We start from the raw sequence: 25173 nt of genomic DNA, 5'->3' as shown, positions 1-25173 counted from the left end.
ATCTCCCCTTTAATTTCCATCTCATCCACCTCGCCACCCCCATAAATCATAAAAAAAGAGAGCGGCCTCCCGCTCCCCTGCAGCAATTCTTACTTCTTATACTGATTGTTCTGGCTGTTTCTTTTTCCTCCGCCGTCACGTTCAACTGTCGGGCCTGCGTCACCTTTTACGCTGGCGGCGCTCACGCCTGCTTTTGAAGGGTTTTTCTTATGCTTCATCCTGTTCACCTCCTGCCTGCCAATCTCGGCTATCGGGGAATGCCCGCCCGAAGAACGGCATTTGCCAGATATCAGCGCCGATCCTTATTGGGTGAGCTTCCATACTAGGTTGTCCATTCAGAGATAATTCACTATAAGCCAGAGATTGTAAATTTTAATAAATTTCACTGCTAAATATTGCGAAAATTTCAGAAATATCTTATAGTATTAACTAACAGAACTCATTCTCTGCCATTTTTTTTATCAGGAAAATGAATGAGTGTTCATTCAAAAGTGTCAAAGGGGGAAACAAAATTGATCCAACAAATTAAGAAGGCAGCAGTATTAGGTTCCGGCGTAATGGGTTCGGGCATTGCTGCACACTTGGCGAACATTGGCATCCCGACATTGCTGCTGGATATCGTGCCTCGTGAATTAAATGAGGCAGAGCAGAAGAAAGGCCTGACTTTGGAGGATAAAGCTGTCAGAAACAGGATCAGCCAAGGAGCGCTGCAAAAGCTTCTTAAGCAGAAGCCGGCTCCGCTCACATCCAAAAAAAGCCTTGCGCTGCTTGAAGCCGGCAATTTTGAAGATGATATGGAACGTTTAAAAGATGTCGACTGGATTATCGAAGTAGTCGTCGAAAATCTGGATATAAAAAAGCAGGTATTTGCGAAAGTTGACCAGTTCAGGAAGCCTGGCAGCATTGTCAGCTCCAACACTTCCGGAATATCCGTCAACAGCATGGCTGAAGGAAGATCTGATGATTTCCAGAAGCACTTTATCGGCACCCACTTCTTCAATCCGCCGCGCTATCTAAAACTGCTGGAAGTAATTCCTGCAAAAACGACAGCACCTGAAGTCCTTTCTTTTATGAAGAAGTTTGGTGAAGATGTACTGGGCAAAGGCGTGGTTGAAGCAAAGGATACACCGAATTTCATCGGAAACCGCATCGGGACATACGGCCTTCTGATCACAGTCCAGGAAATGCTCAAGGGCGGCTATAGTGTAGGAGAGGTAGACTCTGTGACAGGTCCCCTGATCGGCAGGCCGAAAAGCGCTACATTCCGGACTCTGGATGTGGTTGGGCTTGATACGTTCATCCATGTGGCGAACAACGTATATGAACAGGTGGACGGCAAGGAAAAAGAGGCCTTTGAAGTGCCGGCATTCATGAAGCAGATGCTTGAGAATGGATGGCTTGGCAGCAAATCCGGGCAAGGGTTCTTTAAGAAGGAAGGAAAAGAAATTCTTGAACTCAATCCGGACACACTTGAGTACGGGCCGCGCCAAAAGCTGAAAGCTGCTTCGGTTGAAATGAGCAAACAGGAAAAAGGGCTGGCCAATAAATTGAAAGCGCTTGTATATGCGGATGACAAAGCCGGACAGCTTCTCTGGAGCATCCTCAGCCCGGCGCTTCTGTACTCTGCCGAGCTGCTTGGCGAAATTGCAGATGATGTTACAAGCATCGATAAAGCCATGAAATGGGGCTTCGGCTGGCAAATGGGCCCATTTGAAACTTGGGATGCTATCGGACTCGAGAAATCAGTCGGAAAAATGGAGGCAGAAGGCAAGGAAGTCCCTGCCTGGATCAAGGAAATGCTCTCAAATGGGCATACATCCTTCTATAAAGAAGAAAACGGGGATATTTCTTTCTATAAAAACGGCGAGTATGTGCCGGAAGAAGAAAATCCAAAGAATATTAATTTAAAGAAGCTTAAAAAACAAAAGGGAGTCATCAAGAAAAATACAGGCGCGAGCCTGTTGGACCTTGGAGACGGGGTTGCCCTTCTTGAATTCCATTCACAAAGCAATGCGATCGGACTCGATATCATCCAGATGATCAATTTTGCGGTTGATGAGGTTGAAAAGAACTACAAGGGTCTTGTCATCGGCAACCAGGGCAAAAACTTCTCCGTCGGCGCCAATCTGGCCATGATTCTGATGGAGGCGCAGGATGATAATGTTTTTGAACTGGATATGGTTGTCCGTCATTTCCAGCAGGCGATGATGAAAATCAAGTACAGCACCAAGCCGGTAGTGGCTGCGCCATTTGCCATGACACTTGGCGGAGGTGCGGAAATATGCCTGCCGGCAGCACACATCCAGGCTTCGATGGAAACGTATATGGGCCTTGTGGAAGCCGGGGTCGGCCTCATCCCTGGCGGAGGCGGCAACAAGGAGCTGTATATCAAGCATCTTGAAGGCATGCCAAACGGAGTGGAGTTTGACCTGCAAAAAGTGGCCAACAAAGTATTTGAAAGCATTGCTATGGCCAAGGTATCAACTTCAGGGGAGGAAGCAAGGGAAAATAACTTCCTGGGAGCTGCAGACGGAATCAGCGTGAACGGAGACCATCAGCTGTATGATGCAAAGCAGGCTGTACTTGCTCTCCATGAACAAGGCTATACGCCGCCGGTAAGGAAGAAGATTCCTGTAGTCGGTGAAACGGGATATGCGACGCTTCTCCTTGGAGCACAGGCGATGCTGTATTCCGGCTTTATTTCTGAACATGATTTAAAAATTGCCCAAAAACTGGCGTATGTCATTGCCGGCGGCAAGGTGCCATACGGGACGGAAGTTGATGAACAGTATCTTCTGGATCTGGAAAGAGAAGCTTTCCTCAGCCTGGTAGCGCAGCCGAAATCCCAGCAGCGCATGCAGCATATGCTTGTAAAAGGAAAGCCATTGCGCAACTGATATATTAACAGATTGATAGATTAAATCTCGAACATCCATAGAAAGAGAGGGAAAGAACGATGAGAGAAGCAGTTATTGTTGCTGGTGCCAGGACGCCCGTCGGCAAAGCGAAAAAAGGAACGCTCGCCCATGTCCGTCCAGATGATTTGGGGGCACTGGCTGTAAAAGAAACCTTAAGGCGTGCCGGAGGCTATGAAGGCAACATTGATGACTTGATTATCGGCTGTGCCATGCCGGAGGCTGAGCAGGGGCTGAATATGGCCCGCAATATCGGGGCGCTTGCCGGGCTGCCACATACAGTGCCGGCAGTAACAGTAAACCGTTATTGTTCTTCCGGCCTGCAGACCATTGCTTATGCTGCAGAAAAAATCATGGTAGGCAGTGCGGACACTGTCATCGCAGGCGGGGCTGAATCAATGAGCCTTGTGCCGATGATGGGCCATGTGGTCCGTCCGAATGCAAAGCTCGCGGAAAGTGCACCTGAATATTATATGGGCATGGGGCATACGGCAGAAGAAGTGGCCAAAAAATACGGCATCAGCCGTGAAGACCAGGATGCTTTCGCGGTCCGGAGCCATCAGCGAGCGGCAAAAGCGATCCAGGAAGGCAAGTTCCAGGATGAAATTGTGCCGGTGGATGTGACCTTCCGTTCAGTCGGAAAGGACAATAAGCTTGTTGAGAAAAACGTTCAATTCACTACAGATGAGGGAGTGCGCCCTGATTCAACGGTCGATACGCTCGGCAAGCTCCGTCCAGCTTTTTCTGTCACAGGTTCAGTTACAGCAGGAAACTCATCACAGACAAGCGACGGCGCTGCCGCGGTCATGGTGATGGACCGCGAGAAAGCAGATTCCCTCAGCCTGAAGCCGATGGCCAAGTTCAGAAGCTTTGCCGTTGGCGGTGTGCCTCCAGAAGTAATGGGAATCGGGCCGATTGTGGCCATTCCTAAAGCACTGAAGCTTGCCGGCCTGGAGCTGTCTGATATCGGCCTGTTCGAACTGAATGAGGCATTTGCATCTCAATCCATCCAGATTATCAGGGAGCTTGGCCTTGATGAGGATAAGGTGAATGTAAACGGCGGAGCAATTGCACTTGGTCACCCGCTTGGCTGTACAGGTGCAAAATTGACGCTAACGCTTCTGCACGAAATGAAGCGCCGCAATCAGCAGTTCGGGGTTGTCACAATGTGCATCGGCGGCGGCATGGGTGCAGCGGGCGTATTCGAGCTTATCTAAAAGACAGCAATTATAGTAAAAAATATGGTATTCAATAAAAAACCGGAGCCAGCGCTCCTTCAATTGAATGGAGGAATAAAGATGTCTAACCAGACAGAAAACGTAATCAAAGGCGGAAGCTTCCTGATTGAAGATGTATCTTATGACCGTGTGTTTACACCGGAGGATTATACTGATGAGCAGAAAATGATTGCCAAGACAACTGAAGATTATGTGGTAAATGAAGTGGTCCCGCAGGTAGAACACCTGGAGAACCATGAGTTCGACCGCTCTGTTAAGCTGCTGAAGCAGGCAGGGGACCTTGGGCTCCTTGGTGCAGATGTGCCGGAAGAGTACGGCGGGCTTGGCCTTGATAAGGTAAGCTCAGCTCTTATCGCTGAAAAAATGTCCCGTGCAGGCGGATTCTCAATCACCCATGGTGCCCATGTGGGAATCGGGTCGCTTCCAATCGTGCTGTTCGGAGATGAAGAACAAAAGCAAAAATATCTGCCTCTTTTGGCGACAGGCGAAAAGATCGCTGCCTATGCACTCACTGAGCCGGGTTCAGGTTCCGATGCACTCGGGGCAAAAACAACTGCAAAATTAAATGCTGAAGGCACTCACTATGTCCTGAACGGTGAGAAGCAATGGATTACCAATGCCGGCTTTGCCGATGTGTTTGTCGTCTATGCGAAAGTGGACGGAGAGCATTTCTCCGCCTTCATCGTTGAGAGGGAGTACCCTGGCGTTTCCACGGGCCCTGAGGAAAAGAAAATGGGTATCAAGAGCTCTTCCACAAGGACGCTGATCCTGGAAGATGCACAAGTGCCGAAGGAAAATCTGCTGGGTGAACTTGGCAAGGGGCATATCATCGCTTTCAATATCCTGAATATCGGCCGCTACAAGCTTGGAGTAGGAGCAGTAGGAGCTTCCAAGCGCGCGTACGAGGTTACTGTACAATATACAAATCAGCGCCAGCAGTTCAAAACGCCGATTTCCCAATTCAACCTTACGAAAGAGAAGCTTGCCAATATGGCTGCAAAGCTGTATGCGGCTGAGAGCTCTGTCTACCGTACAGTCGGTTTGTTCGAGGACCGGATGAGCAGGCTTACAGAGGAAGAAGTAAAGAACGGCAAGGAAGTTGCCAACTCGATTGCAGAGTACGCAATCGAATGCTCCCTGAACAAGTTTTTTGCCACAGAAGTCCTTGACTATATTGCCGATGAAGGCGTGCAGCTGCATGGCGGCTATGGTTTCATGGCTGAATATGAAATTGAAAGGATCTACCGCGATTCCCGCATCAACAGGATTTTTGAAGGTACAAACGAAATCAACCGCCTTCTTGTGCCTGGCACTTACCTGCGCAAGGCTTTCAAAGGAGAGCTGCCATTATTCCAGAAAGCTCAGGCGCTCCAGGAAGAGCTGATGATGCTGATGCCTGAGGAGCCTGGAGATGAGCCTTTGGCACAGGAAAAATATTTGGTGAAGAATGCCAAGAAAATCGGCTTGCTTGCAGCAGGGCTTGCAGCACAGAAGTTTGGCAAAGCGATTGAAAAAGAGCAGGAAATCCTGGTCAATATTGCAGACATCGTTTCCAATGCCTATGCAATGGAATCAGCGGTTCTCCGTACAGAAAAGGCTATCAGCAAGGACGGCGCTGAAAAGAGCAAGCAAAAGCTTCTCTACACACAGATTTTCTGCCAGGAGGCATTCAATAAGATCGAACAGGATGCGAAAGAGACTTTGGTTGCTGCAGAGGATGGGGACGCACTGCGCATGATGCTTTCCGCTCTCCGTAAATTTACCCGCCACACACCGATCAATCTGATCGCCAAAAAGCGCGAGGCTTCAGAGAAGCTGATCGACGCTGAGCGTTATGTACTGTAATCAGAAATAAATAGGAGTTATCCTTAACTGAAAATGCAAAGACGCATTGCTCCTCTATCCGGAGGGGCAATTGCTGTTTTTGGACACTTCAATCTGACGAAATTTTTTAAAACTCAAGGTTATGAATTTTGCCGAAAATATGATAGTATGCAATTAAATGGGTGATCAGCCTGTGAGTTTGGATAGAAACGATTGGATGGTGCAGAATTTGCTGCTGAATTTTTACTGGTATCCGAAATGCGGGACATGCCGCAAGGCCAAAAAATGGCTTGAAGAAAACGGCGTTCCTTACCATGAAGTACATATTGTCGAAAATCCTCCTTCACGCACTGAGCTTGAAGATGCTTATAGAAAAAGCGGCCTCGATATTAAAAAATTCTTTAATACGAGCGGCCAGAAGTACAGGGAGCTAGGTTTGAAGGACAAGGTGAAAACCATGTCCGACACAGAGCTGCTGGACTTGCTTGCATCTGACGGAATGCTGATAAAGCGGCCTTTGGCATTCGACGGCCAAAAAGCGACAGTCGGTTTCAAAGAAGAGGATTTTGCTAAAACATGGCTTTAAGGCATCATCTGCTATTTCCTTTATAGCGAAGGCTTAAGCCCGGTAAAGAACTAGAATCTTGGAGGGATTATTGTGAGCAGCATACCTAAGGAATTGCGTTACTCAGAAGAACATGAATGGGTAAAAGTTGAAGGAGAAAAAGTACGGGTCGGCATTACCGATTTTGCTCAATCAGAGCTCGGGGACATCGTTTTCGTTGAGCTTCCTGAAGTCGGGGACAGCATCACGGTAAATGAGCCTTTTGGAAGCGTTGAGTCTGTAAAGACTGTATCTGAATTATATGCTCCAATCAGCGGCAAGGTGGTTGAAATCAACGAAGAGCTGAATGACAGCCCTGAATTTGTAAATGAATCTCCTTATGAAAAGGCCTGGATGGTTGTTGTTGAGCCTGCAGACAGCAGCGAAGTGGACAAGCTGATGACTGCTGAACAATATGAAGAGATGACCAACGAAGATTAAAAGAGATAAGCGCCTGCTGCAGGCGCTTTTTATGCTTTCTCTTTCCGTTATTTTCTTACTTCACTCAATGTAATTAATTTCCCATAGTTTCTTTCCATTAGAAGGGCATTCTATTGGTAAGAAAGTAAAAAAGGTGGGATTCTAATGACACTGAAACAGCAAAAGATCGATATTACCGATCGGGTCACAGGAAGACTGAAGGACGGTAAGCTGGAGCTTTATCTTGGAAATGAGATGATCGGGGAAGCGCCGATGCCTGAAGGTGCTTCATTTACCCTTGATCATCACTTTGAGCAGAATGAACAGAAAATCTACCAGCATATTACTTCAACAGAGCAGCCGGAAGCCCGTTATACGGACTGCGATGAAGGCGGCTGGTGCTAAAGAAAGCAGCGGGCATTGCCGCTGTTTTTTTTGCAGAAAAAAGGGTAAATAAGGATCTGCCGGCTCTTTTATGGGCGGATTTTGATCAGGCGGAATGCGGGGATGGCGTTTTTCAGCAAGTGACCGCCTGCCCGTTTTCCGAAAGCAAGGCAGGAGTTCAACACCATTTTGCCGAACATAGAATAAGGTAAAGTAAAAATATCAACTCCCGTCAGGTGATGAATATGCATGCAGAAAACATAGAAAAGGTAATTATTGTCGAAGGCACTTCTGATAAGCGCAAGGTTAAGAATATTATTAAGGAGCCTGTTGAAATCATTTGTACGAACGGGACAATCAGCATAACCCGCCTGGATGAATTGATTGACGAATTATTTGACCGTGATGTTTATATTCTGGTGGATGCAGATGAATCCGGCGAAAAGCTGAGAAAGCAGTTCAAACGGGAATTCCCGGAAGCAGCACATCTTTATATTGATAAAATGTACCGGGAAGTGGCCACTGCACCGGAGCAGCATCTTGCAACGGTTCTGCTTGGCGCCAATATAGACGTATATGCTGAGTTTTTAGATAGAGGATGATGGGGTTGCAAGAACTGATGCTTGGGGATTTGGAACGGTATGAAAAAGACAGGGAGACATGGATGCTCTATCTTTACACACCGATGTGCGGAACATGCCAGATGGCTGGACGGATGCTGGAAGTGACCCTTGAGGTACTCCCGGGAATTGAATGCAGAAAGGCAAACTTGAACTATTTTCCTGACCTGGCCGGCAAGTGGTCAGTAGAAAGTGTCCCCTGCCTGCTATTTTTCCGGGAGGGACAGCTGGCAGAAAAAATATACGCATTCCACTCTGTTCCATACCTGCTGGAAAAAACAAAAGAATATCTGCTGTAAATAATAAAGCCTGTACTAGAGGGTAGGACACCCGGCTGGTACAGGCTTTTTACTGTTTGCGCATCTGTCCGCGGCCAGTGTCCAGGGATTATCATGGTCAATGGATAAAATATTCCGGATTATTTAGCAGAAAAACCAGAAGATTCAAAGGAAAAGGATGGATTTTTTCTCTAAACGATATTATGATTATTTAGGGAAACGAAATAAATGCGAGGGGCATATAAAATGGCTTTTTATCAGGAATGGGCTGAACAGATCCGCGGATATAACAGTAATATACGCCGGGCTTTTGCAGCCAATATTTTCACGCAGATCGGAATGGGCATTTTTATGGTCATTTATAATTTTTATATACGGGAGCTTGGCTATTCAGAGCAGGTGAATGGCCAGATCATAGCGATGACTGCATTGGCGACAGCCCTTGTGCTGATCCCCGCAGGCATTATGAGCGACAGGATCGGCCGGAAGAAGGCTATGCAGTTCGGGGCTGCTGCAACCGGTGTGATTCTGCTTGCCAGGAGCATGGTTGACATGCAAAGCCTGCTTATCGTGTTTGCCTTTGGCACAGGGCTGGGGACGGCCTTCATTCAGGTATCCTCCATTCCCTGGCTGACAGAGAATTCCAAGCCAGAGCAGCGGGTTCATTTGTTCAGCATCCATTTCGCTGTTATGACAGGAGCCAATGTCATCGGCAACTTAAGCGGCGGACTGCTGACTGACTTGTTTGCTTTTTATTTCTCGGAGCTGGCGAGCATACGGTTTACTTTACTGCTGGGAGGAGCCATCTATCTGGCGGGAATATTTCCGATACTCCGCTTTCAGGAAAACCGGAGCGATAAAATCCCGCAAATCGGCGGAGCTAAAGGAAGCACACGGTTTTCTCTGAAGGATGATGGTTTCAAGATCATCATCCTGTTCGCTGCAGCACAGCTGTTTATCGGATTTGGGGCAGGGCTTGTCATACCTTACCTGAATCTATATTTTGCAGACCGTTTCCATGCGTCGAATTCTGCAATCGGGCTGATTATTTCCCTCGGTCAGGCAGCTACGGCCGCGGCCATGATCATTGGTCCCCAGGTGGTAAGGAGGATCGGGGAGGTAAAGGCAGTCGTTTTCCTGCAGCTTTCCTCCCTGCCTTTCCTTCTGCTGACTGCTTACACAGAGAATTTATGGCTGGCCGCCATTGGCTTTCTATTCAGGCAGGCTTTAATGAATGCGGGAAATCCGATCCAGATGTCTTTGATGATGTCGAAGGTGGATGATTCCAAAAGAGGCCTGGCCAGCTCGGTGAATCAGATGGTGTTCAATCTGGGCTGGGCAGTGATGGGCCCTGTCTCTACAGGCCTTGTCATCAAATACGGAGACTATTGGGGATATTCTATTGTCTTCACCATAACTGCAGTCTTATATTTAATAGGCTCTACATACTTTTTTGTCGTATTCAGAAGGCTTTCAGAGCCTTCTGGAAGAACAAATACAGCAAAGATTGTATGATAAGCGGATATTTCTCGGGAAATTGTCATAAGCCTTTCTATTTGTCGAACATTCATAGAAATATAAAACTGAACTTTCTAAAAAATCAGTTGACTCTTTTTTGCTGGTTATGATACTATCATTTTAACTTCAAGCACGCTAAAAATTTCATATTTCTTATCAAGAGAGGTGGAGGGACTGGCCCGATGAAACCCGGCAACCGGCAATAGAACGGTGCTAATTCCAGCAGAGCATGATCTCTGGCAGATAAGTTGAGCGAAAAAGCCCCTCTTCTGCAGAGGGGCTTTTATTGTTTCCAGCAGTGATCCGGCATAATGAAAATATCTGATAACCCGAAGGAGAGATAACAATGGCAGAGAAGCAAAAGAACTATCGATTTGAAACACTTGGTGTACATGGAGGACTGCAGCCTGACCCTGCAACAGGGGCAAGGGCAGTGCCGATCTATCAGAATAATGCTTATCAGTTCCAGAATACAGAGCACGCCGCCAATCTGTTCGGCTTAAAGGAGCCGGGCTATATCTATACAAGAATCCATAATCCGACAGTTACTGTATTTGAGGAAAGGGTCTCACTGCTTGAAGGCGGCGTAGGGGCACTTGCTGTTGCAAGCGGCCAGGCTGCCATCACTCTTGCCATCCTGAACATTGCCCAGGCCGGAGATGAAATTGTAGCAGCTTCAAATCTTTATGGAGGGACATATAATTTATTTGCCGTCACTCTTCCTAAATACGGAATCAATGTAAAGCTGGTCAATCCCGAGGACTCGGAAAATTTCAGGGAGGCCATCAATGAAAAAACAAAAGCTGTATTCGCTGAAACAATCGGCAATCCAAGCTTAAAGGTCCTCGATATTGAGAAAGTGGCGGAAATTGCCCATGAAGCAGGTATTCCGCTGATAGTTGATAATACCTTTGCCACTCCATATCTCTGCAGGCCGATTGATTTTGGGGCAGACATCGTGATCCATTCAGCGACAAAATGGCTGCTGGGAAATGGGACGACAATGGGGGGCGTCATAGTAGACGCAGGTCGTTTTGACTGGAATTCAGTCAAATTCCCTGGCTTCACCAATCCGGACCCAAGCTACAATAACCTGGTGTACAGTGAAGCAATCGGCGCGGCAGCTTTTATCGTCAAAGCCAGAGTCCAGCTGCTGAGGGACCTGGGGCCGGCACTCAGCCCGCAGAACGCATTCCAGTTCACTCTCGGTCTTGAAACACTGCATGTGAGGATGAAGGAGCATATCAGCAATACAAAGAAAGTGACAGAGTATCTAAAGAATCACCCTGCTGTGACCTGGGTGCTTTATCCGGGGGATGAAGGCCATCCTGATAAGGCACTTGCTGATAAGTATTTGCCTAAAGGAGCCGGAGCTGTGGCTGTATTTGGAATTGAGGGAGGCAGGGAGGCCGGTGCCAAGCTGATCAACAGCCTGGAACTGTGGGCGCATGTAGCCAATGTCGGCGATGCAAAAAGCCTCATCATCCATCCTGCCAGCACCACTCACCAGCAGCTTGATTCAGAAGGCCTGAAGTCAGCAGGGGTGCCGGAGGATCTAATCCGCATTTCTGTTGGCATAGAAAATGCCGAAGATCTCATCGAGGACCTGGAGCAGGCAATTGAAGCCGCAACCGGAAGCCATTCACTGGCAGGGAAGGTGTGAACTTCAGGATTCAGCCGGTAATTTTTAGAATTAAACTTTGTTGTTGACACCCTTTTTCATCCATGATACGATAGCACTCGTAATTCAAAAATGGCTAATGAATGAAAATGAACTTCATATATGATAGCTCTTATCAAGAGAGGTGGAGGGATGTGCCCGATGAAGCCCGGCAACCGTCAATGTTTATTGAAATGGTGCCAATTCACACAAAGCTTTTAGCTTTGGCAGATGAGAGAAAGGTTTTTCCATCATGCCTTTCTGCTCACATGCAGAAAGGCATTTTTATTTTTACAGAAAAGTCTCCTGTCTTGAAGCCATGGAATAATCTTGCCCTGGTTTCAGGAAACTACTCTTATGGGGATTGGCAGGATGATATATCTCTGTAAAGCCATTTGTCTAATTGGATATAAAAGAGGTGAATACGGCAATTGATTTCAATAAAAGATGTTAAAAAGATATATTCGTCAAAAAAAGGCCCGGTCAAAGCAGTTGATGATGTCAACCTTGAAATCAAGGAAGGTGAAATCTTCGGAGTGATCGGCTACAGCGGTGCAGGGAAAAGCACCTTGATACGGATGCTGAACGGGCTTGAGCTTCCCTCAGAGGGAACGGTTACGGTAGCCGGCAGGGAGATCTCAAAAATCAGGGGTGCGGAGCTGCGCAAAGCGCGCCAGGAAATCAGCATGATCTTCCAGCACTTTAACCTTCTCTGGTCAAGGACCGTAAGAGACAATATTGCATTCCCGCTGGAAATTGCGGGGGTTGCGCGCCAGGAAAGAGAAAAAAGAGTAAATGAGCTCATCAACCTTGTCGGCCTTGACGGCCGTGAGGATGCTTACCCTTCCCAGCTGAGCGGCGGGCAGAAGCAGCGCGTCGGGATTGCCAGGGCGCTTGCGAATAACCCGAAGGTGCTTCTGTGCGATGAGGCAACCTCGGCGCTTGACCCGCAGACAACGGATTCCATTCTGGATCTGCTAGTGGACATCAACAGCCGCCTGGGACTGACCATTGTACTTATTACTCATGAAATGCATGTAATCAGGAAGATCTGCCATCGGGTAGCTGTCATGGAAGGCGGAAAGGCCGTGGAAATCGGCCCTGTCCTGGAAGTGTTTAAAAATCCGCGCGAGCAGATCACAAAGAGATTCGTCCAGCAGGTCACAGAACCTGAGGAAACAAAAGAGACTGCAGAGGCCTTGCTTGGATTGTATCCGCATGGAAAAGTCGTACAGCTGTCCTTCGTCGGGGAATCGGCTGAACAGCCGCTCATCACGAATCTGATCCGTTCCTTTGAGTTGACAGTTAATATCCTTCAAGGGAAAATCTCGCAGACTCAAAACGGCTCTTATGGAACATTGTTCATCCATCTAGATGGGCAGGCTGACGAAATTGCCAAAGCGATTGAATATATCCATGCACAGCAGGTTGGCGTGGAGGTGATTTCGAATGCTTAATGAATTTTTCCCAAATGTTAACTGGGATAAGATGTGGGAAGCAACGAATGAAACGCTTTATATGACTGGCATTTCTGTACTGGTTACATTCGTATTGGGGATTGTGCTCGGCCTGCTGCTTTTCCTTACTTCAAGGGGGAACATCTGGCAAAATGCACTCATCAATAAAATTATTGCGGCGTTTGTCAATGTATTCAGGTCCATCCCGTTCATCATTTTAATCGTATTGCTGATCCCGTTCACGAAATTCCTTGTGGGCAGCATGATCGGAGAAAATGCCGCCTTGCCTGCACTGATCATCGGTGCGGCACCATTTTATGCCCGTATGGTTGAAATTGCTTTGCGGGAAATTGATAAAGGCGTCATTGAAGCAGCCAAGTCAATGGGTGCAAGAACGAGCACAATCATCTTTAAGGTGCTCCTCCCTGAATCCATGCCGGCTCTTGTATCGGGCATTACTGTTACAGCCATCTCGCTTGTGGGCTTTACCGCAATGGCAGGAGTCATCGGTGCAGGAGGACTTGGGAACCTTGCTTATCTGGAAGGCTTCCAGCGGAACCGCTTTGATGTAACCTTGATGGCGACCATCGTCATCCTGCTGATTGTGTTTATCCTCCAAGTAATTGGAGATATCATAACTTCTAAACTAGACAAACGATAAAAGGAGACTTAACTAATGAAAAAATGGTTATCACTTGTATTGGCACTTGCCGTAGCGCTCGTCATTTCAGCATGCGGAACATCTGAAGATAATGCTGACGGCGGAAATGCGGACAGCGGGAAAGAAGAAACATCCAAACTGGTTGTGGGAGCTTCCAATGTCCCGCACGCTGAAATTCTTGAAGAAGCTAAGCCGCTTTTGGAAGAAAAGGGCATTGAACTTGAAGTCGTAACATTCCAGGACTATATCCTGCCTAACCAAGCATTGAATTCCGGAGAGCTTGATGCAAACTATTTCCAGCATATCCCGTACCTTGAAGCGCAAATTGAAGAAAATGACTATGATTTCGTCAATGCAGGCGGAATCCACATTGAGCCGATCGGTGTGTATTCAAAGAAATACAAGAGCCTTGATGAACTTCCAGACGGTGCAAAAGTCCTGATGAGCAATTCAGTTGCTGATCACGGCCGTATCCTGACTATGCTTGAAAAAGAAGGCCTTATCACGCTTAAAGAAGGCGTAGATAAAATCAAGGCAACAATTGACGATATTGAAACGAACGAGAAAAACCTTGAGTTTGATACAGAATATGAAGCTTCCCTCCTTCCGCAGATCTACAACAACGATGAAGGCGATGCAGTTCTGATCAACTCTAACTATGCTATTGATGCAGGCTTAAACCCAATTGAAGATTCAATTGCAATCGAAGACAAGGAATCTCCATATGTGAACGTCATCGCTGTTAAGAGCGGTGACGAAGATAAAGAAGCGGTTAAGGCACTTGTCGAAGTGCTCCACTCTAAAGAAATCCAGGATTTCATCCTTGAAAAATACGAAGGTGCAGTCGTTCCTGTATCTGAGTAATAATAGAAAAAGGCAGCCGCTGAGAATGCAGGCTGCCTTTTCCTATGCCAAAAAACAGCCATGTCGAGCCCGCATAGCATTTCTGAAAATAAAACATACTAATGATGTTAAAGATTTCAGGAATGGAGTGGACACGAATGGAGCATTCATACGAACCGTCAAATTCAATCGAAGCAGCTCTTCATGACTATAAAATGGGCCTTGGCACATTTACACAAAAAATGCCGGACCTTGCCCAGCATTATAATGCATTCACTGAGGCATGCTTTAAAGAAGGCAGCCTCTCCCAAAAGCAAAAGCAGCTGATTGCCCTTGGAATCAGCCTGTATTCACAGGATGAATACTGCATTATTTATCATGTGAAAGGCTGTCTTGACCAGGGGGCTAGTGAGGAAGAGGTGCTCGAAGCAGTCGGCGTCACAGCGGCTTTTGGCGGCGGCGCAGCGATGAGCCAGGCAGTCACCCTTGTGCAGGAAGCAATGGATGAATTGAATCAGGGGCAGATGAAGCAGTAAAAGCCAATCTATATGATAAAGCAGCCCTGTCTGAAGCAGGGCTGTTTCCTTTTTTGCATGCGTTATGGACTCTTGGGGGAGAGACAACCTTTATTTGGAAGAATTCAGCCGGAATTGTAAGGATGGCGGAGATGAGGTCCCTTCAAGAGGGGATACCTTAATGAATTATACAAAATGAGGTTTTTTCCTGTTTGAGCGTGGTATAGAAGGAGTGTTACGATATTCCATGAGTAAAATAAATCGCGGAAGCGACAAAATTGAAAGGATTGATTTACTATCAGTCAGCTGGACTTGAATTACACAAGTGAAATGGAAAAAGCGATGCACAGTGCCCACGGTGTCGGCTATGAGGTATACAGCCGGAAACATGATGTAAGGATGAGCGTAGAAAAACGGCGCGAGCAGGACTATCTGAAAAGCCAGCGTATGGTAGCGGATCTGGAAAGAAAAGTACATTCTTAAGAATTATATATAATAAGGAAGAAAAACAGTTGAAACCAGTGTGATACCGCACTGGTTTTTCTTTTAGTATAAAGCAGTAACAATATAGCCCGTTTTTTCCTGAACAGTAGGAGCCCGGTCCATACTTATGTTAAACTGAAGGGGCTGCAACTGAATTCACGTACATTGAAAGCTGCTCTGCAGGGAAAAATAGTTTGGACATGCCTGGATTTCCAGTTTTGGATCCAGGGAAGCGGAAAGGGTTTAGCCAATAAAAGTTCTTACCAGATAATTAATACTATCTGCGTGTTGTTAAAGAGTTGCTAACACTTTCTATTTGTTATAAGATTGTAATGAGAATAAAATGAGAATAGAGATTTGCGGCTCTTGCCGGTATATACAAATCTTTTTTATTGACGGAGGTATAATGATGGCTGGATCTACACTTAAAATTAATGATCTTCATGTTTCTATTGAGGACAAAGAAATTCTTAAAGGGGTCAACCTTGAAGTGAAAGGCGGAGAAATCCATGCGATTATGGGTCCTAACGGAACTGGTAAATCAACCCTTTCTTCTGCAATCATGGGACATCCTAAATATGAGGTAACCTCAGGAAGCATTGAATTGGATAACGAAGATGTACTTGAGATGGAAGTGGATGAGCGTGCGCGTGCAGGCCTGTTTCTTGCCATGCAGTATCCAAGTGAAATCAGCGGAGTTACAAATGCGGACTTCCTGCGTTCTGCAATCAACAGCCGCATGGAAGAAGGCAATGAAATTTCATTGATGAAATTCATCCGCAAGATGGACAGCAAGATGGACTTCCTTGAAATGGACCAGGATATGGCACAGCGCTATCTGAACGAAGGCTTCTCCGGAGGCGAGAAAAAGCGGAACGAAATCCTTCAGCTGATGATGATCGAACCTAAAATCGCCATTCTTGATGAGATCGACTCCGGATTGGATATCGATGCCCTGAAGGTTGTTTCCAAAGGGATCAATGAAATGCGCGGAGAAGACTTCGGCTGCCTGATCATCACTCACTATCAGCGCCTTCTTAACTACATCACTCCTGACCATGTGCATGTCATGATGCAGGGCCGCATCGTTAAATCTGGCGGGCCTGAGCTGGCACAGCGCCTTGAGGCTGAAGGTTATGACTGGATCAAGAAAGAACTTGGCATTGAAGACGAAACTGTAGGGCAAGAAGCGTAAGCGTTAGGGGGATCACGATGACTATTGAAACGAAATTGCCGTTTGACAAAGAGTATATCAGCTCTTTTTCAAAAGAAATGGGTGAACCGGCCTGGCTGACAGAACTGCGTGTGAAAGCTCTTGCTGACGCTGAGACGCTGCCAATGCCGCGGCCTGATAAAACAAAGATCGATAAATGGAACTTTACACAGTTTGAAAAGCATATAGTGGAAAGCGAAGATTTTGGCTCACTTGACAACCTTCCGGAAGAAGCCAAATCTTTGATTGACCTGGATAAAGAAAGCAAGAACCTTTATATCCAGAGAAATAACCGTCCGACACATCTTTCCCTTTCGAAAGAACTGCAGGACCAGGGAGTCATTTTTGCGGATATCTTCACAGCTGCCCGCGAATACGGCGACCTTTTGCAGAAGTATTTCATGAAGGATGGCGTTAAGGTGGATGAACACCGCCTGACAGCACTTCATGCAGCACTCCTGAACGGCGGGGCATTCTTATATGTGCCGCGCAATGTTGAGGTGTCTGAGCCGATCCAGGCGATCTATCTGCATGATGACAAAGAAGCGAATGTCTTCAACCACGTACTGATTGTAACTGAAGATAACAGCAGTGTTACTTATGTTGAAACATACCTTTCAACGATCGATTCAGCAGAAGGTGTTTTCAATATCGTCACTGAAGTGCTTGCAGGCACTAACAGCAGGGTGCAGTACGGAACAGTTGATAACCTTGCAAAAGGAATCACTACGTATGTTAACCGCCGCGGCAGGGCGGAACGGGATTCCCGCATTGAATGGGCTCTCGGGCTCATGAATGATGGAAACACGATTTCCGAAAACGTAACGAACCTGATTGGCGACGGTTCTGTCGGCGATACGAAGACTGTTGTCGTCGGACGCGGTGAGCAGAAGCAGAACTTCACGACAAGTGTTGTCCATTTCGGTAAAAATACAGAAGGCTATATCCTGAAGCATGGCGTTATGAAAGAAAGTGCCTCCTCTATCTTCAATGGCATCGGCAAAATCGAACACGGTGCAACGAAGTCGAATGCAGAGCAGGAGTCCCGCGTTCTGATGCTGAGCGAAAAGGCACGCGGAGACGCAAACCCGATCCTTCTCATCGATGAGGATGATGTAACGGCAGGACACGCAGCATCTGTCGGCCGTGTGGATCCGACCCAGCTGTACTACCTGATGAGCCGGGGAATTCCGCAGACAGAGGCAGAGCGCCTTGTCATCCACGGATTCCTTGCTCCGGTCGTGAAAGAGCTTCCGATCGAAGGAGTCAAAAAGCAGCTTGTTGATGTGATTGAAAGGAAAGTTAAGTAATGGATTTCAAGAATATCCGTGAACATTTCCCTATTCTGAACCAGGAAGTCAACGGAAGGCCTTTGGTTTACCTTGACAGCGCCGCAACTTCCCAGAAGCCCGTACAGGTCATCGAGGCATTGAACGAGTATTACCGCGGGTATAACTCCAATGTTCACCGCGGGGTGCATACCCTCGGTACAAAAGCGACGGATGCGTATGAAGGTGCAAGGGAAAAGGCCAGGAAATTCATTAATGCCCGTTCGATTGAGGAAGTGATCTTCACGAGCGGGACAACAAGCGCATTGAATATGGTTGCTTCAAGCTATGGAGGAGACAATCTCTCCGAAGGGGATGAAATTGTCATTACCTATATGGAGCACCACAGCAATATCATTCCGTGGCAGCAGGCAGCCAAAAGAGCCGGAGCGGTGCTGAAATATGTCCCTCTTCAGGAGGACGGCACCATTTCACTGGAGGATGTCCGCAAGACGGTTACAAGCAATACGAAAATTGTCAGCATTATGATGGTGTCCAATGTCCTTGGCGTTATGAACCCGATCAAGGACATCGCAAGGATTGCCCATGAGAATGGCGCGATCATGGTAGTGGACGGCGCACAGGCTGCACCTCATATGAAGGTGGATGTCCAGGATCTTGACTGCGACTTCCTTGCTTTTTCAGGACATAAGATGTGCGGCCCTACCGGTATCGGCGTCTTGTACGGCAAAAAGCAGCTTCTTGAAAACATGGAGCCTGTCCTTTTCGGAGGAGAGATGATCGATTTTGTTGATCTCTATGACTCTACCTGGAAAGAGCTTCCCTGGAAGTTCGAGGCCGGCACCCCGATTATTGCAGGAGCCATCGGCCTTGGTGCAGCAATCGATTTCCTACAGGAAGTCGGCCTTGAAAACATTGAAGCACATGAGCATAGGCTTGCCGCATACGCAATGGAAAAAATGTCATCAGTTGAAGGCATGACCATCTATGGACCGAAGAATGCCGGCGAGAGAGCCGGACTTGTAACCTTCAATCTTGATGATGTCCATCCGCATGATGTGGCGACTGTCCTTGATGCTGAAGGAATAGCGGTAAGGGCAGGCCATCACTGTGCACAGCCGCTGATGAAATGGCTGAAGGCTTCCGCAACGGCACGGGCCAGTTTTTACCTGTACAACACGGAAGAAGATATTGATAAGCTTGTTGAAGGACTTGTTAAAACAAAGGAGTATTTCAGCGATGTCTTTTAATAATTTAGATACCCTGTACAGGCAAGTCATTATGGATCATTACAAAAACCCCCGCAATAAAGGGGTTCTTGAAGAAGATAACAGCTTGACGATCAATATGAACAATCCAACCTGCGGAGACAGGATCCAGCTGACGCTTAAGGTTGAGGATGGGAAGGTGGCGGACGCCAGATTTGACGGTGAAGGCTGCTCCATCTCCATGTCTTCGGCATCGATGATGACCCAGGCTATCAAGGGCCAGAAAGTGGAAGATGCCTTAAAGCTCTCAAAGATCTTTTCAGATATGATGCAGGGCAAAGAGTATGATGAAGACTTGGATTTGGGTGATATTGAAGCACTGCAGGGCGTTTCAAAATTTCCGGCACGCATCAAATGTGCGACTCTTTCATGGAAGGCCATGGAAAAGGGCCTGAAGGAAGAAGAACAACAATAAACGGCAATACAGGGTCCAAGGCCCTGTCTGCCCTGAATGGAGGAAAACGACGATGGCAAAAAAGATGCCTGAAATCGGTGATTATAAATACGGATTTGCCGATAAAGACGTTTCCATTTTCCGCTCAAAACGTGGTTTGACGAAGGAAATCGTAGAGGAAATTTCAAAGCTGAAAGAAGAGCCTCAGTGGATGCTTGACTTCCGTTTAAAATCTCTTGAACATTTCTACAACATGCCAATGCCTCAATGGGGCGGAGATCTAGCGTCATTAAACTTTGATGAAATCACTTATTATGTAAAGCCTTCTGAAAAGACAGAACGCTCATGGGACGAAGTGCCTGAAGAGATCAAGCAGACGTTTGACAAGCTTGGCATCCCGGAAGCAGAGCAAAAATACCTTGCAGGTGTTTCTGCGCAGTACGAGTCAGAGGTTGTTTACCATAATATGCAGGAAGACCTTGAAGCAAAAGGAATCGTATTCAAGGATACAGATTCTGCTTTGAGGGAAAACGAAGATCTTTTCCGCGAGCACTGGGCGAAGGTAATCCCTCCGACCGACAATAAGTTTGCGGCTCTGAACTCTGCGGTATGGTCAGGCGGTTCTTTCATCTACGTGCCAAAAGGCGTAAAGGTAGACACTCCGCTTCAGGCTTACTTCCGCATCAACTCAGAAAATATGGGGCAGTTCGAGCGCACGCTCATCATCGTGGATGAAGGCGCTCATGTCCACTATGTTGAAGGATGTACAGCTCCAGTCTATACAACGAACTCTCTTCATAGTGCCGTTGTAGAAATCATCATCAAAAAGGATGCGTACTGCCGCTATACGACAATCCAGAACTGGGCAAACAACGTATACAACCTTGTAACAAAAAGGGCTGTATGTGAAGCCAATGCTACAATGGAATGGATTGACGGAAATATCGGCTCCAAGCTGACAATGAAATATCCGGCAGTTATCCTTAAAGGAGAAGGCGCCCGCGGAATGACCCTTTCCATTGCACTTGCAGGGAAAGGCCAGCACCAGGATGCCGGGGCAAAAATGATCCACCTTGCTCCAAATACTTCTTCTACAATCGTATCAAAATCAATCTCCAAGCAGGGCGGTAAAGTAACATACCGCGGGATCGTGCACTTCGGCCGCAAAGCGGAAGGCGCTCGTGCAAACATTGAGTGCGATACGTTGATCATGGATAATCAGTCTACTTCTGATACAATCCCTTACAATGAAATCCTGAATGATAACATCTCGCTTGAACACGAAGCGAAGGTATCAAAGGTTTCGGAAGAGCAGCTGTTCTATCTGATGAGCCGCGGCATCTCCGAAGAAGAAGCAACTGAAATGATCGTAATGGGCTTCATCGAGCCATTTACAAAAGAGCTTCCAATGGAATATGCAGTTGAAATGAACCGCCTGATCAAGTTCGAGATGGAAGGATCCATCGGCTGATCAAGCTTGGTCCCATCCGGTTATTGCCGGATGGGTTTTTTGCTCTTTTAAAGGCACCTTAAAAGCGGCCTGGCGGTTGTTCTTGTATAATGAAGCAGGAGTGCTTCGTGGTTTTTCCAGACGTGAAAGAGGGAAAATAGAACGTTACATAGAGAACAGAAAGGAGGCGGCAGCATGATTAATATTGGACTTACAGGCTGGGGGGATCATGACAGTCTTTATAAGAAGGGCATTTCCCCGCGTGATAAGCTGAAGGAATATGCAGCATATTTCCCCATTGTAGAGGTGGATGCTTCTTTTTATGCTGTCCAGCCTCTGAGGAATGCACATAAATGGACGGAAGAAACGCCTGACGGCTTTGAATTCATCGTTAAAGCCTATCAGGGTATGACTGGGCATCAGCGCGGAGAAATCCCCTTTGACAGCAAGGAAGAGATGTTTACAGCTTTTAAGGAGTCCTTGCAGCCTTATATCGCCAAGGATAAGCTCGGCATGGCGCTGTTTCAATTTCCTCCATGGTTTGACTGCCGAAGGGAAAATGTTGATTATCTGCGCTGGTGCAAGGATCAGATGGATGATATCCCTTGTGCCCTGGAATTCCGCAATCAGACTTGGTTCTATCCGGAAATGAAGGACAAGACCTTAAGGTTCATGGAGCAGGAAGAATGGATTCACAGTATCTGCGATGAACCACAGTCCGGCGAGGGGTCTGTCCCGACAGTCATGGAGAGTACCCATCCGGGAAAGGTGCTGGTCCGCTTCCATGGAAGGAATGTGCACGGCTGGCAGAAAAAGAATGCGGAGAACTGGAGGGAAGTGAGATATCTCTACCGCTATAATGAGGAGGAGCTTTCCGGCTGGGCCCCGGCCCTCAGGGAACTGGAAAAAAGCACAAAGAAGGTATATGCTGTCTTTAATAATAATTCAGGCGGGGATGCGGCAGACAATGCACTCCAGCTGGTCGATATGATGGGGATTGAGTATACAGGCCTGGCTCCCCGGCAGCTTGATTTGTTCTAAAATGAGGAGAGGCTTGCACCTCCGTGATGTTCGGCCTGCATTGGCCTGATGGGAAAAGGAAAGAAGGTTTCATCTTTGAAAGAAGTTATCCATATATACCATACAAATGATTTGCACAGCCATTTTAGCCGCTGGCCGAGGATTCACCGCCTTTTAACAGAAAGACGCAAATGGCATGAAGAGGCAGGAGAAGATGTCTTCTTTTTCGATATCGGCGACCATGTGGACCGCTGGCATCCGCTGACAGAGGCTACTGGGGGGAAGTGCAACACAGACCTGCTCAATCAGGCAGGCTGCACTGCTGCTGCCATCGGCAATAATGAAGGAATTACCCTTCCTTTTGACTCTCTTGACACTCTCTATGAGAAAGCGGGTTTTGATGTTATCACCGCCAACCTTTTTTACAAAGATGGAAGGCGGCCGGACTGGGCTAAACCTTATGCAATTTATGAGACTGTAAGCGGACTTAAGGTGGCTGCTGCCGGTGCAACAGCAAACTATGAACATTTCTATGATTTGCTCGGCTGGAAGCTGACAGACCCCTTTGAAGAGCTTCGAAAGGTACTTGCAGAGGTAAGGGGACAGGCCGATATTATCGTCATCCTGTCACATCTGGGCATTCATGATGATGAAAGGCTGGCGGCGGAATTTCCGGAAGCCGATGTGATTCTTGGCGGCCATACCCATCATATTCTGCATGAAGGGAAAATGGCGGAAGGCTGCCTGCTGGCAGCCGCCGGCAAGCACGGGTTTTATGCCGGGCATGTTATGCTCGAAATAGACACGGAAACGAAAACAGTCATCGGCAAAAAGGCGCAGCTGTATGATACAAATGAGCTGCCACCTGCAGATGATGAAGAGCATATCATTGAAAATCTTTATCGGAAGGGAAAAAGCCTCCTTGATGTACCGGCAGCACCTCTGCCAAACGGCGGCATGAGCAAAAAGCAGCTTGCCATTCTTTTGTGTAAAGCACTCCAGGAGAAGTGCGGGGCGGATGCAGCCCTTCTTAATGAAGGCTTGATCCTTGAGGGGCTGGAAAAGAATGAGGCAACTCTGTATGACCTCCATAGAATCTGTCCGCATCCGATCAATCCAAGCAAAGTTGTGCTGACAGGGTCTGAGCTGAAGGAAGTGCTCCGGCATGCACAAAGTGATGAGTGGGAGCAGTTACAGGTCAAGGGACTTGGTTTCCGCGGGACCCTCATGGGAAGAATGATCAGCACCGGTGCAGAAATGGATACTTCGGGAAATATGCAGATTGGCGGTCAGGTGCTCGACAATGAAAAAAGCTATTCCCTTGCCATCCCGGACATGTTTACATTCGGTCCCTTTTTCCCTGAAATCCGCAGGGCTGCCGAAAAGGAATATTTCTTTCCCGATTTCCTGCGGCATCTGCTGGAATGGAAACTGCAGGAGCTTCAGTAATATACCGGCACCCTTTTTCTTTTGCTGACATAATCTGTTATGAAGCGAAAGGAGTGGATACTTATGATGGAACTGTCACCTGTCATCATCGACGGCCATACCTTTTTAAGCGTATCCGTTCAGCTGCCGAAAACGACCCTGCTCGCTGTCTCGAGCGAAAAGGGCTATATTATGTGCGGAGCGCTGGACATCGCCCTGCTCAATGAAAAGCTGAAGGACCGGAAAGTGATTGCTGGAAGGGCTGTTGGTGTCCGCACGATCGAGCAGCTCCTGGAGGCACCGCTGGAATCGGTCACCTTTGAGGCTGAAGAACTTGGAATCCATAAAGGCATGATCGGCAAGGACGCCCTGCTGAAAATGCTGTAGAGAGCCAGCCGCAGGAGGCGGCTCTTTTTTTCTTTAACGGAGCATTCCACTCCAAATAGAAGCCGAAGATACTTACTTATGCAAAGATTACCATTATCAGTCGTATTTTGTAGAATTTTCTACTATAATGTGGATAGGATGAAGGACGTAAATTGAGACAGAAATGATTGGAGCTTTTATATGAGATTAGTAGCTACCTCATCAGTACATCCGGGGGCCATTCTTGCAAAAGCGGTTTTAAGCGATAAGGGTGTTGTGCTTGTCAGCGACGGAGTGGAGCTTTCGGAGAAGCTGCTTGCAAGGCTCGGGGATCTTGGCGTCACCTATATATATGTAAAAGACCCGAGGACAGATGATATAGAATCCGGCAGCTCGATCGATTCGGCGATGAAAAGGAAAGCGGTATCTTCCATTGAGGAAACTTTTACCCAGATAAAGAAAGGGAACAAGCTGTCAGACTCGATCATTATTGAAAAATCATCGAAAAGCTTTAAACAGATCATCAGGGATCTGGTGCAGCAGATTAATGATAATAAAGATCTGTTTGGCATATTGGCGGACGTGTGTACATATGACAGTTATATTTTCTCCCATTCGCTGAATGTGACGCTCTATTCCCTGGCGATCGGCATAGAGCTGAAGCTGAAGCCGCAGGAGCTGGATATGCTGGGGATCGGGGCTATTCTCCATGATGTCGGCAAAATGAAGGTGCCCTCTGAAATTCTCTTTAAGACGGGAAAGCTGACAGAAGATGAATTTGCAGAAATCCAAAAGCATGCAGAAGCAGGCTTTGAAATTTTGCGCAGGGTACATACATTGCCTCTCCTTGCTGCCCATTGCGCCTTTCAGCATCATGAACGGCTGAACGGCAGCGGCTACCCAAGGAGGCTGGTGGAAGATGAAATCCATCTGTTTGCCAAAATCATTGCCGTCGCTGATGTATTCGATGCCGTCACCTCCAACCGTGTATACAGGGGGGCCATGCTGCCGCATGAGGGGCTCGAGATATTGTATGCAGGCTCAGGGAAACAATTTGATACGGCTGTGGTAGAAGCTTTCCGGCGGTCTGTTGCTGTCTATCCTTCCGGGATGATGGTCCATTTGAATGATGGCAGGTCAGGAGTGGTGGTCCGCCAGAATAAAGGGGTGTCAGACAGGCCAGTCGTCCGCATCCTTGAAAAAGAGGGCCTTCCGGTTGAACCATTCGATCTCGACTTGTCAGAAGAGCTTACCGTGATTGTCACCGGCTGTGAAATGCGGATGCCGGAAACAGCAAATAAAATCTAAGTTTTTCTGCTAGTTCC

General features: G+C 47.3%; 25 protein-coding genes and 2 riboswitches. Of the genes, 24 read left to right on the top strand and 1 reads right to left on the bottom strand.

Annotated features, from left to right (window positions below):
* Positions 1-89 precede the first annotated feature (89 nt).
* Positions 90-218 (bottom strand): YuzL family protein, encoded by a 129-nt coding sequence (locus RBB45_RS24945; protein WP_009791500.1) that lies wholly within the window; start codon positions 216-218, stop codon positions 90-92.
* Between the two features lie 297 nt (positions 219-515).
* Here RBB45_RS24945 and RBB45_RS24940 point away from each other — a divergent pair, with 297 nt between their 5' ends.
* The 24 genes from RBB45_RS24940 (at position 516) to RBB45_RS24825 (ending at position 25156) form a co-directional block, all read left to right on the top strand.
* Positions 516-2897, top strand: coding sequence for a 3-hydroxyacyl-CoA dehydrogenase/enoyl-CoA hydratase family protein (locus RBB45_RS24940; protein ID WP_187445540.1), 2382 nt, complete (start codon positions 516-518; stop codon positions 2895-2897).
* Between the two features lie 59 nt (positions 2898-2956).
* Complete coding sequence (locus RBB45_RS24935; protein WP_009791497.1) at positions 2957-4132, top strand: acetyl-CoA C-acetyltransferase; 1176 nt, start codon at positions 2957-2959, stop codon at positions 4130-4132.
* Between the two features lie 81 nt (positions 4133-4213).
* Positions 4214-5998, top strand: a complete 1785-nt coding sequence (locus RBB45_RS24930; protein ID WP_009791496.1) for an acyl-CoA dehydrogenase family protein — start codon at positions 4214-4216, stop codon at positions 5996-5998.
* Between the two features lie 208 nt (positions 5999-6206).
* Entirely contained in the window at positions 6207-6563 is a 357-nt protein-coding gene (locus RBB45_RS24925; RefSeq protein WP_009791494.1) for an arsenate reductase family protein, read from the top strand.
* 72 nt (positions 6564-6635) lie between these two features.
* Entirely contained in the window at positions 6636-7022 is a 387-nt protein-coding gene (gcvH, locus tag RBB45_RS24920; protein WP_009791493.1) for a glycine cleavage system protein GcvH, read from the top strand.
* 144 nt (positions 7023-7166) lie between these two features.
* Positions 7167-7406: a YusG family protein gene (locus tag RBB45_RS24915; RefSeq protein ID WP_009791492.1), complete on the top strand. Its 240-nt coding sequence runs from the start codon at positions 7167-7169 to the stop codon at positions 7404-7406.
* A 224-nt stretch (positions 7407-7630) separates the two neighbouring features.
* Positions 7631-7987 carry a toprim domain-containing protein gene (locus RBB45_RS24910; protein ID WP_022544356.1) on the top strand — a complete coding sequence of 119 codons (357 nt, stop codon included), beginning with the start codon at positions 7631-7633 and terminating at the stop codon, positions 7985-7987.
* Positions 7987-8304, top strand: a complete 318-nt coding sequence (locus tag RBB45_RS24905; RefSeq protein WP_371931670.1) for a thioredoxin family protein — start codon at positions 7987-7989, stop codon at positions 8302-8304. Before RBB45_RS24910 ends, RBB45_RS24905 begins: the two co-directional genes overlap by 1 nt.
* A gap of 225 nt (positions 8305-8529) precedes the next feature.
* Positions 8530-9798: an MFS transporter gene (locus RBB45_RS24900; protein WP_094769830.1), complete on the top strand. Its 1269-nt coding sequence runs from the start codon at positions 8530-8532 to the stop codon at positions 9796-9798.
* 153 nt (positions 9799-9951) lie between these two features.
* A riboswitch (SAM riboswitch) is annotated at positions 9952-10051 on the top strand.
* Between the two features lie 96 nt (positions 10052-10147).
* On the top strand, positions 10148-11464 hold the full coding sequence (locus tag RBB45_RS24895) for an O-acetylhomoserine aminocarboxypropyltransferase/cysteine synthase family protein (protein WP_306010561.1): 1317 nt from the start codon (positions 10148-10150) through the stop codon (positions 11462-11464).
* Between the two features lie 127 nt (positions 11465-11591).
* A riboswitch (SAM riboswitch) is annotated at positions 11592-11699 on the top strand.
* Between the two features lie 193 nt (positions 11700-11892).
* Complete coding sequence (locus RBB45_RS24890) at positions 11893-12918, top strand: methionine ABC transporter ATP-binding protein (protein ID WP_009791485.1); 1026 nt, start codon at positions 11893-11895, stop codon at positions 12916-12918.
* The gene (locus RBB45_RS24885) at positions 12911-13579 is read left to right on the top strand and encodes a methionine ABC transporter permease (protein WP_009791484.1); all 669 of its coding nucleotides are present in this window, start codon (positions 12911-12913) and stop codon (positions 13577-13579) included. Before RBB45_RS24890 ends, RBB45_RS24885 begins: the two co-directional genes overlap by 8 nt.
* A 15-nt stretch (positions 13580-13594) precedes the next feature.
* On the top strand, positions 13595-14443 hold the full coding sequence (locus RBB45_RS24880) for a MetQ/NlpA family ABC transporter substrate-binding protein (protein ID WP_009791483.1): 849 nt from the start codon (positions 13595-13597) through the stop codon (positions 14441-14443).
* A gap of 137 nt (positions 14444-14580) precedes the next feature.
* Positions 14581-14958, top strand: coding sequence for a carboxymuconolactone decarboxylase family protein (locus RBB45_RS24875; RefSeq protein WP_022544352.1), 378 nt, complete (start codon positions 14581-14583; stop codon positions 14956-14958).
* Positions 14959-15267: 309 nt separating this feature from the next.
* Positions 15268-15420 carry a YuzK family famiily protein gene (locus RBB45_RS24870; protein WP_009791480.1) on the top strand — a complete coding sequence of 51 codons (153 nt, stop codon included), beginning with the start codon at positions 15268-15270 and terminating at the stop codon, positions 15418-15420.
* Between the two features lie 409 nt (positions 15421-15829).
* A complete protein-coding gene (gene sufC, locus RBB45_RS24865; RefSeq protein WP_009791479.1) occupies positions 15830-16615 on the top strand; it encodes a Fe-S cluster assembly ATPase SufC in 786 nt (261 codons plus the stop codon).
* Between the two features lie 17 nt (positions 16616-16632).
* Positions 16633-17943 carry a Fe-S cluster assembly protein SufD gene (sufD, locus tag RBB45_RS24860; RefSeq protein WP_009791478.1) on the top strand — a complete coding sequence of 437 codons (1311 nt, stop codon included), beginning with the start codon at positions 16633-16635 and terminating at the stop codon, positions 17941-17943.
* On the top strand, positions 17943-19172 hold the full coding sequence (locus tag RBB45_RS24855) for a cysteine desulfurase (RefSeq protein WP_009791477.1): 1230 nt from the start codon (positions 17943-17945) through the stop codon (positions 19170-19172). The genes sufD and RBB45_RS24855 overlap by 1 nt, the downstream gene beginning before the upstream one ends.
* Positions 19162-19605, top strand: coding sequence for a Fe-S cluster assembly sulfur transfer protein SufU (gene sufU, locus RBB45_RS24850; RefSeq protein ID WP_009791476.1), 444 nt, complete (start codon positions 19162-19164; stop codon positions 19603-19605). Before RBB45_RS24855 ends, sufU begins: the two co-directional genes overlap by 11 nt.
* 52 nt (positions 19606-19657) lie before the next feature.
* Positions 19658-21055, top strand: coding sequence for a Fe-S cluster assembly protein SufB (gene sufB / locus RBB45_RS24845; protein ID WP_009791475.1), 1398 nt, complete (start codon positions 19658-19660; stop codon positions 21053-21055).
* A 174-nt stretch (positions 21056-21229) separates the two neighbouring features.
* The gene (locus tag RBB45_RS24840; RefSeq protein WP_094769834.1) at positions 21230-22075 is read left to right on the top strand and encodes a DUF72 domain-containing protein; all 846 of its coding nucleotides are present in this window, start codon (positions 21230-21232) and stop codon (positions 22073-22075) included.
* Positions 22076-22150: 75 nt separating this feature from the next.
* On the top strand, positions 22151-23503 hold the full coding sequence (locus tag RBB45_RS24835) for a bifunctional metallophosphatase/5'-nucleotidase (RefSeq protein WP_371931669.1): 1353 nt from the start codon (positions 22151-22153) through the stop codon (positions 23501-23503).
* A 63-nt stretch (positions 23504-23566) separates the two neighbouring features.
* Complete coding sequence (locus tag RBB45_RS24830; protein ID WP_009791471.1) at positions 23567-23869, top strand: YunC family protein; 303 nt, start codon at positions 23567-23569, stop codon at positions 23867-23869.
* A gap of 180 nt (positions 23870-24049) precedes the next feature.
* The gene (locus RBB45_RS24825; protein ID WP_009791470.1) at positions 24050-25156 is read left to right on the top strand and encodes an HD-GYP domain-containing protein; all 1107 of its coding nucleotides are present in this window, start codon (positions 24050-24052) and stop codon (positions 25154-25156) included.
* The last annotated feature ends 17 nt before the right edge of the window (positions 25157-25173 follow it).

This window comes from Bacillus sp. MMSF_3328 (genome assembly GCF_030733525.1).
Taxonomy (GTDB): Bacteria; Bacillota; Bacilli; order Bacillales; family Cytobacillaceae; genus Bacillus_AB; species Bacillus_AB infantis.
The sequence above is the reverse complement of the archived record's forward strand: the minus strand, read 5'-3'. Positions and strand labels throughout refer to the sequence as shown.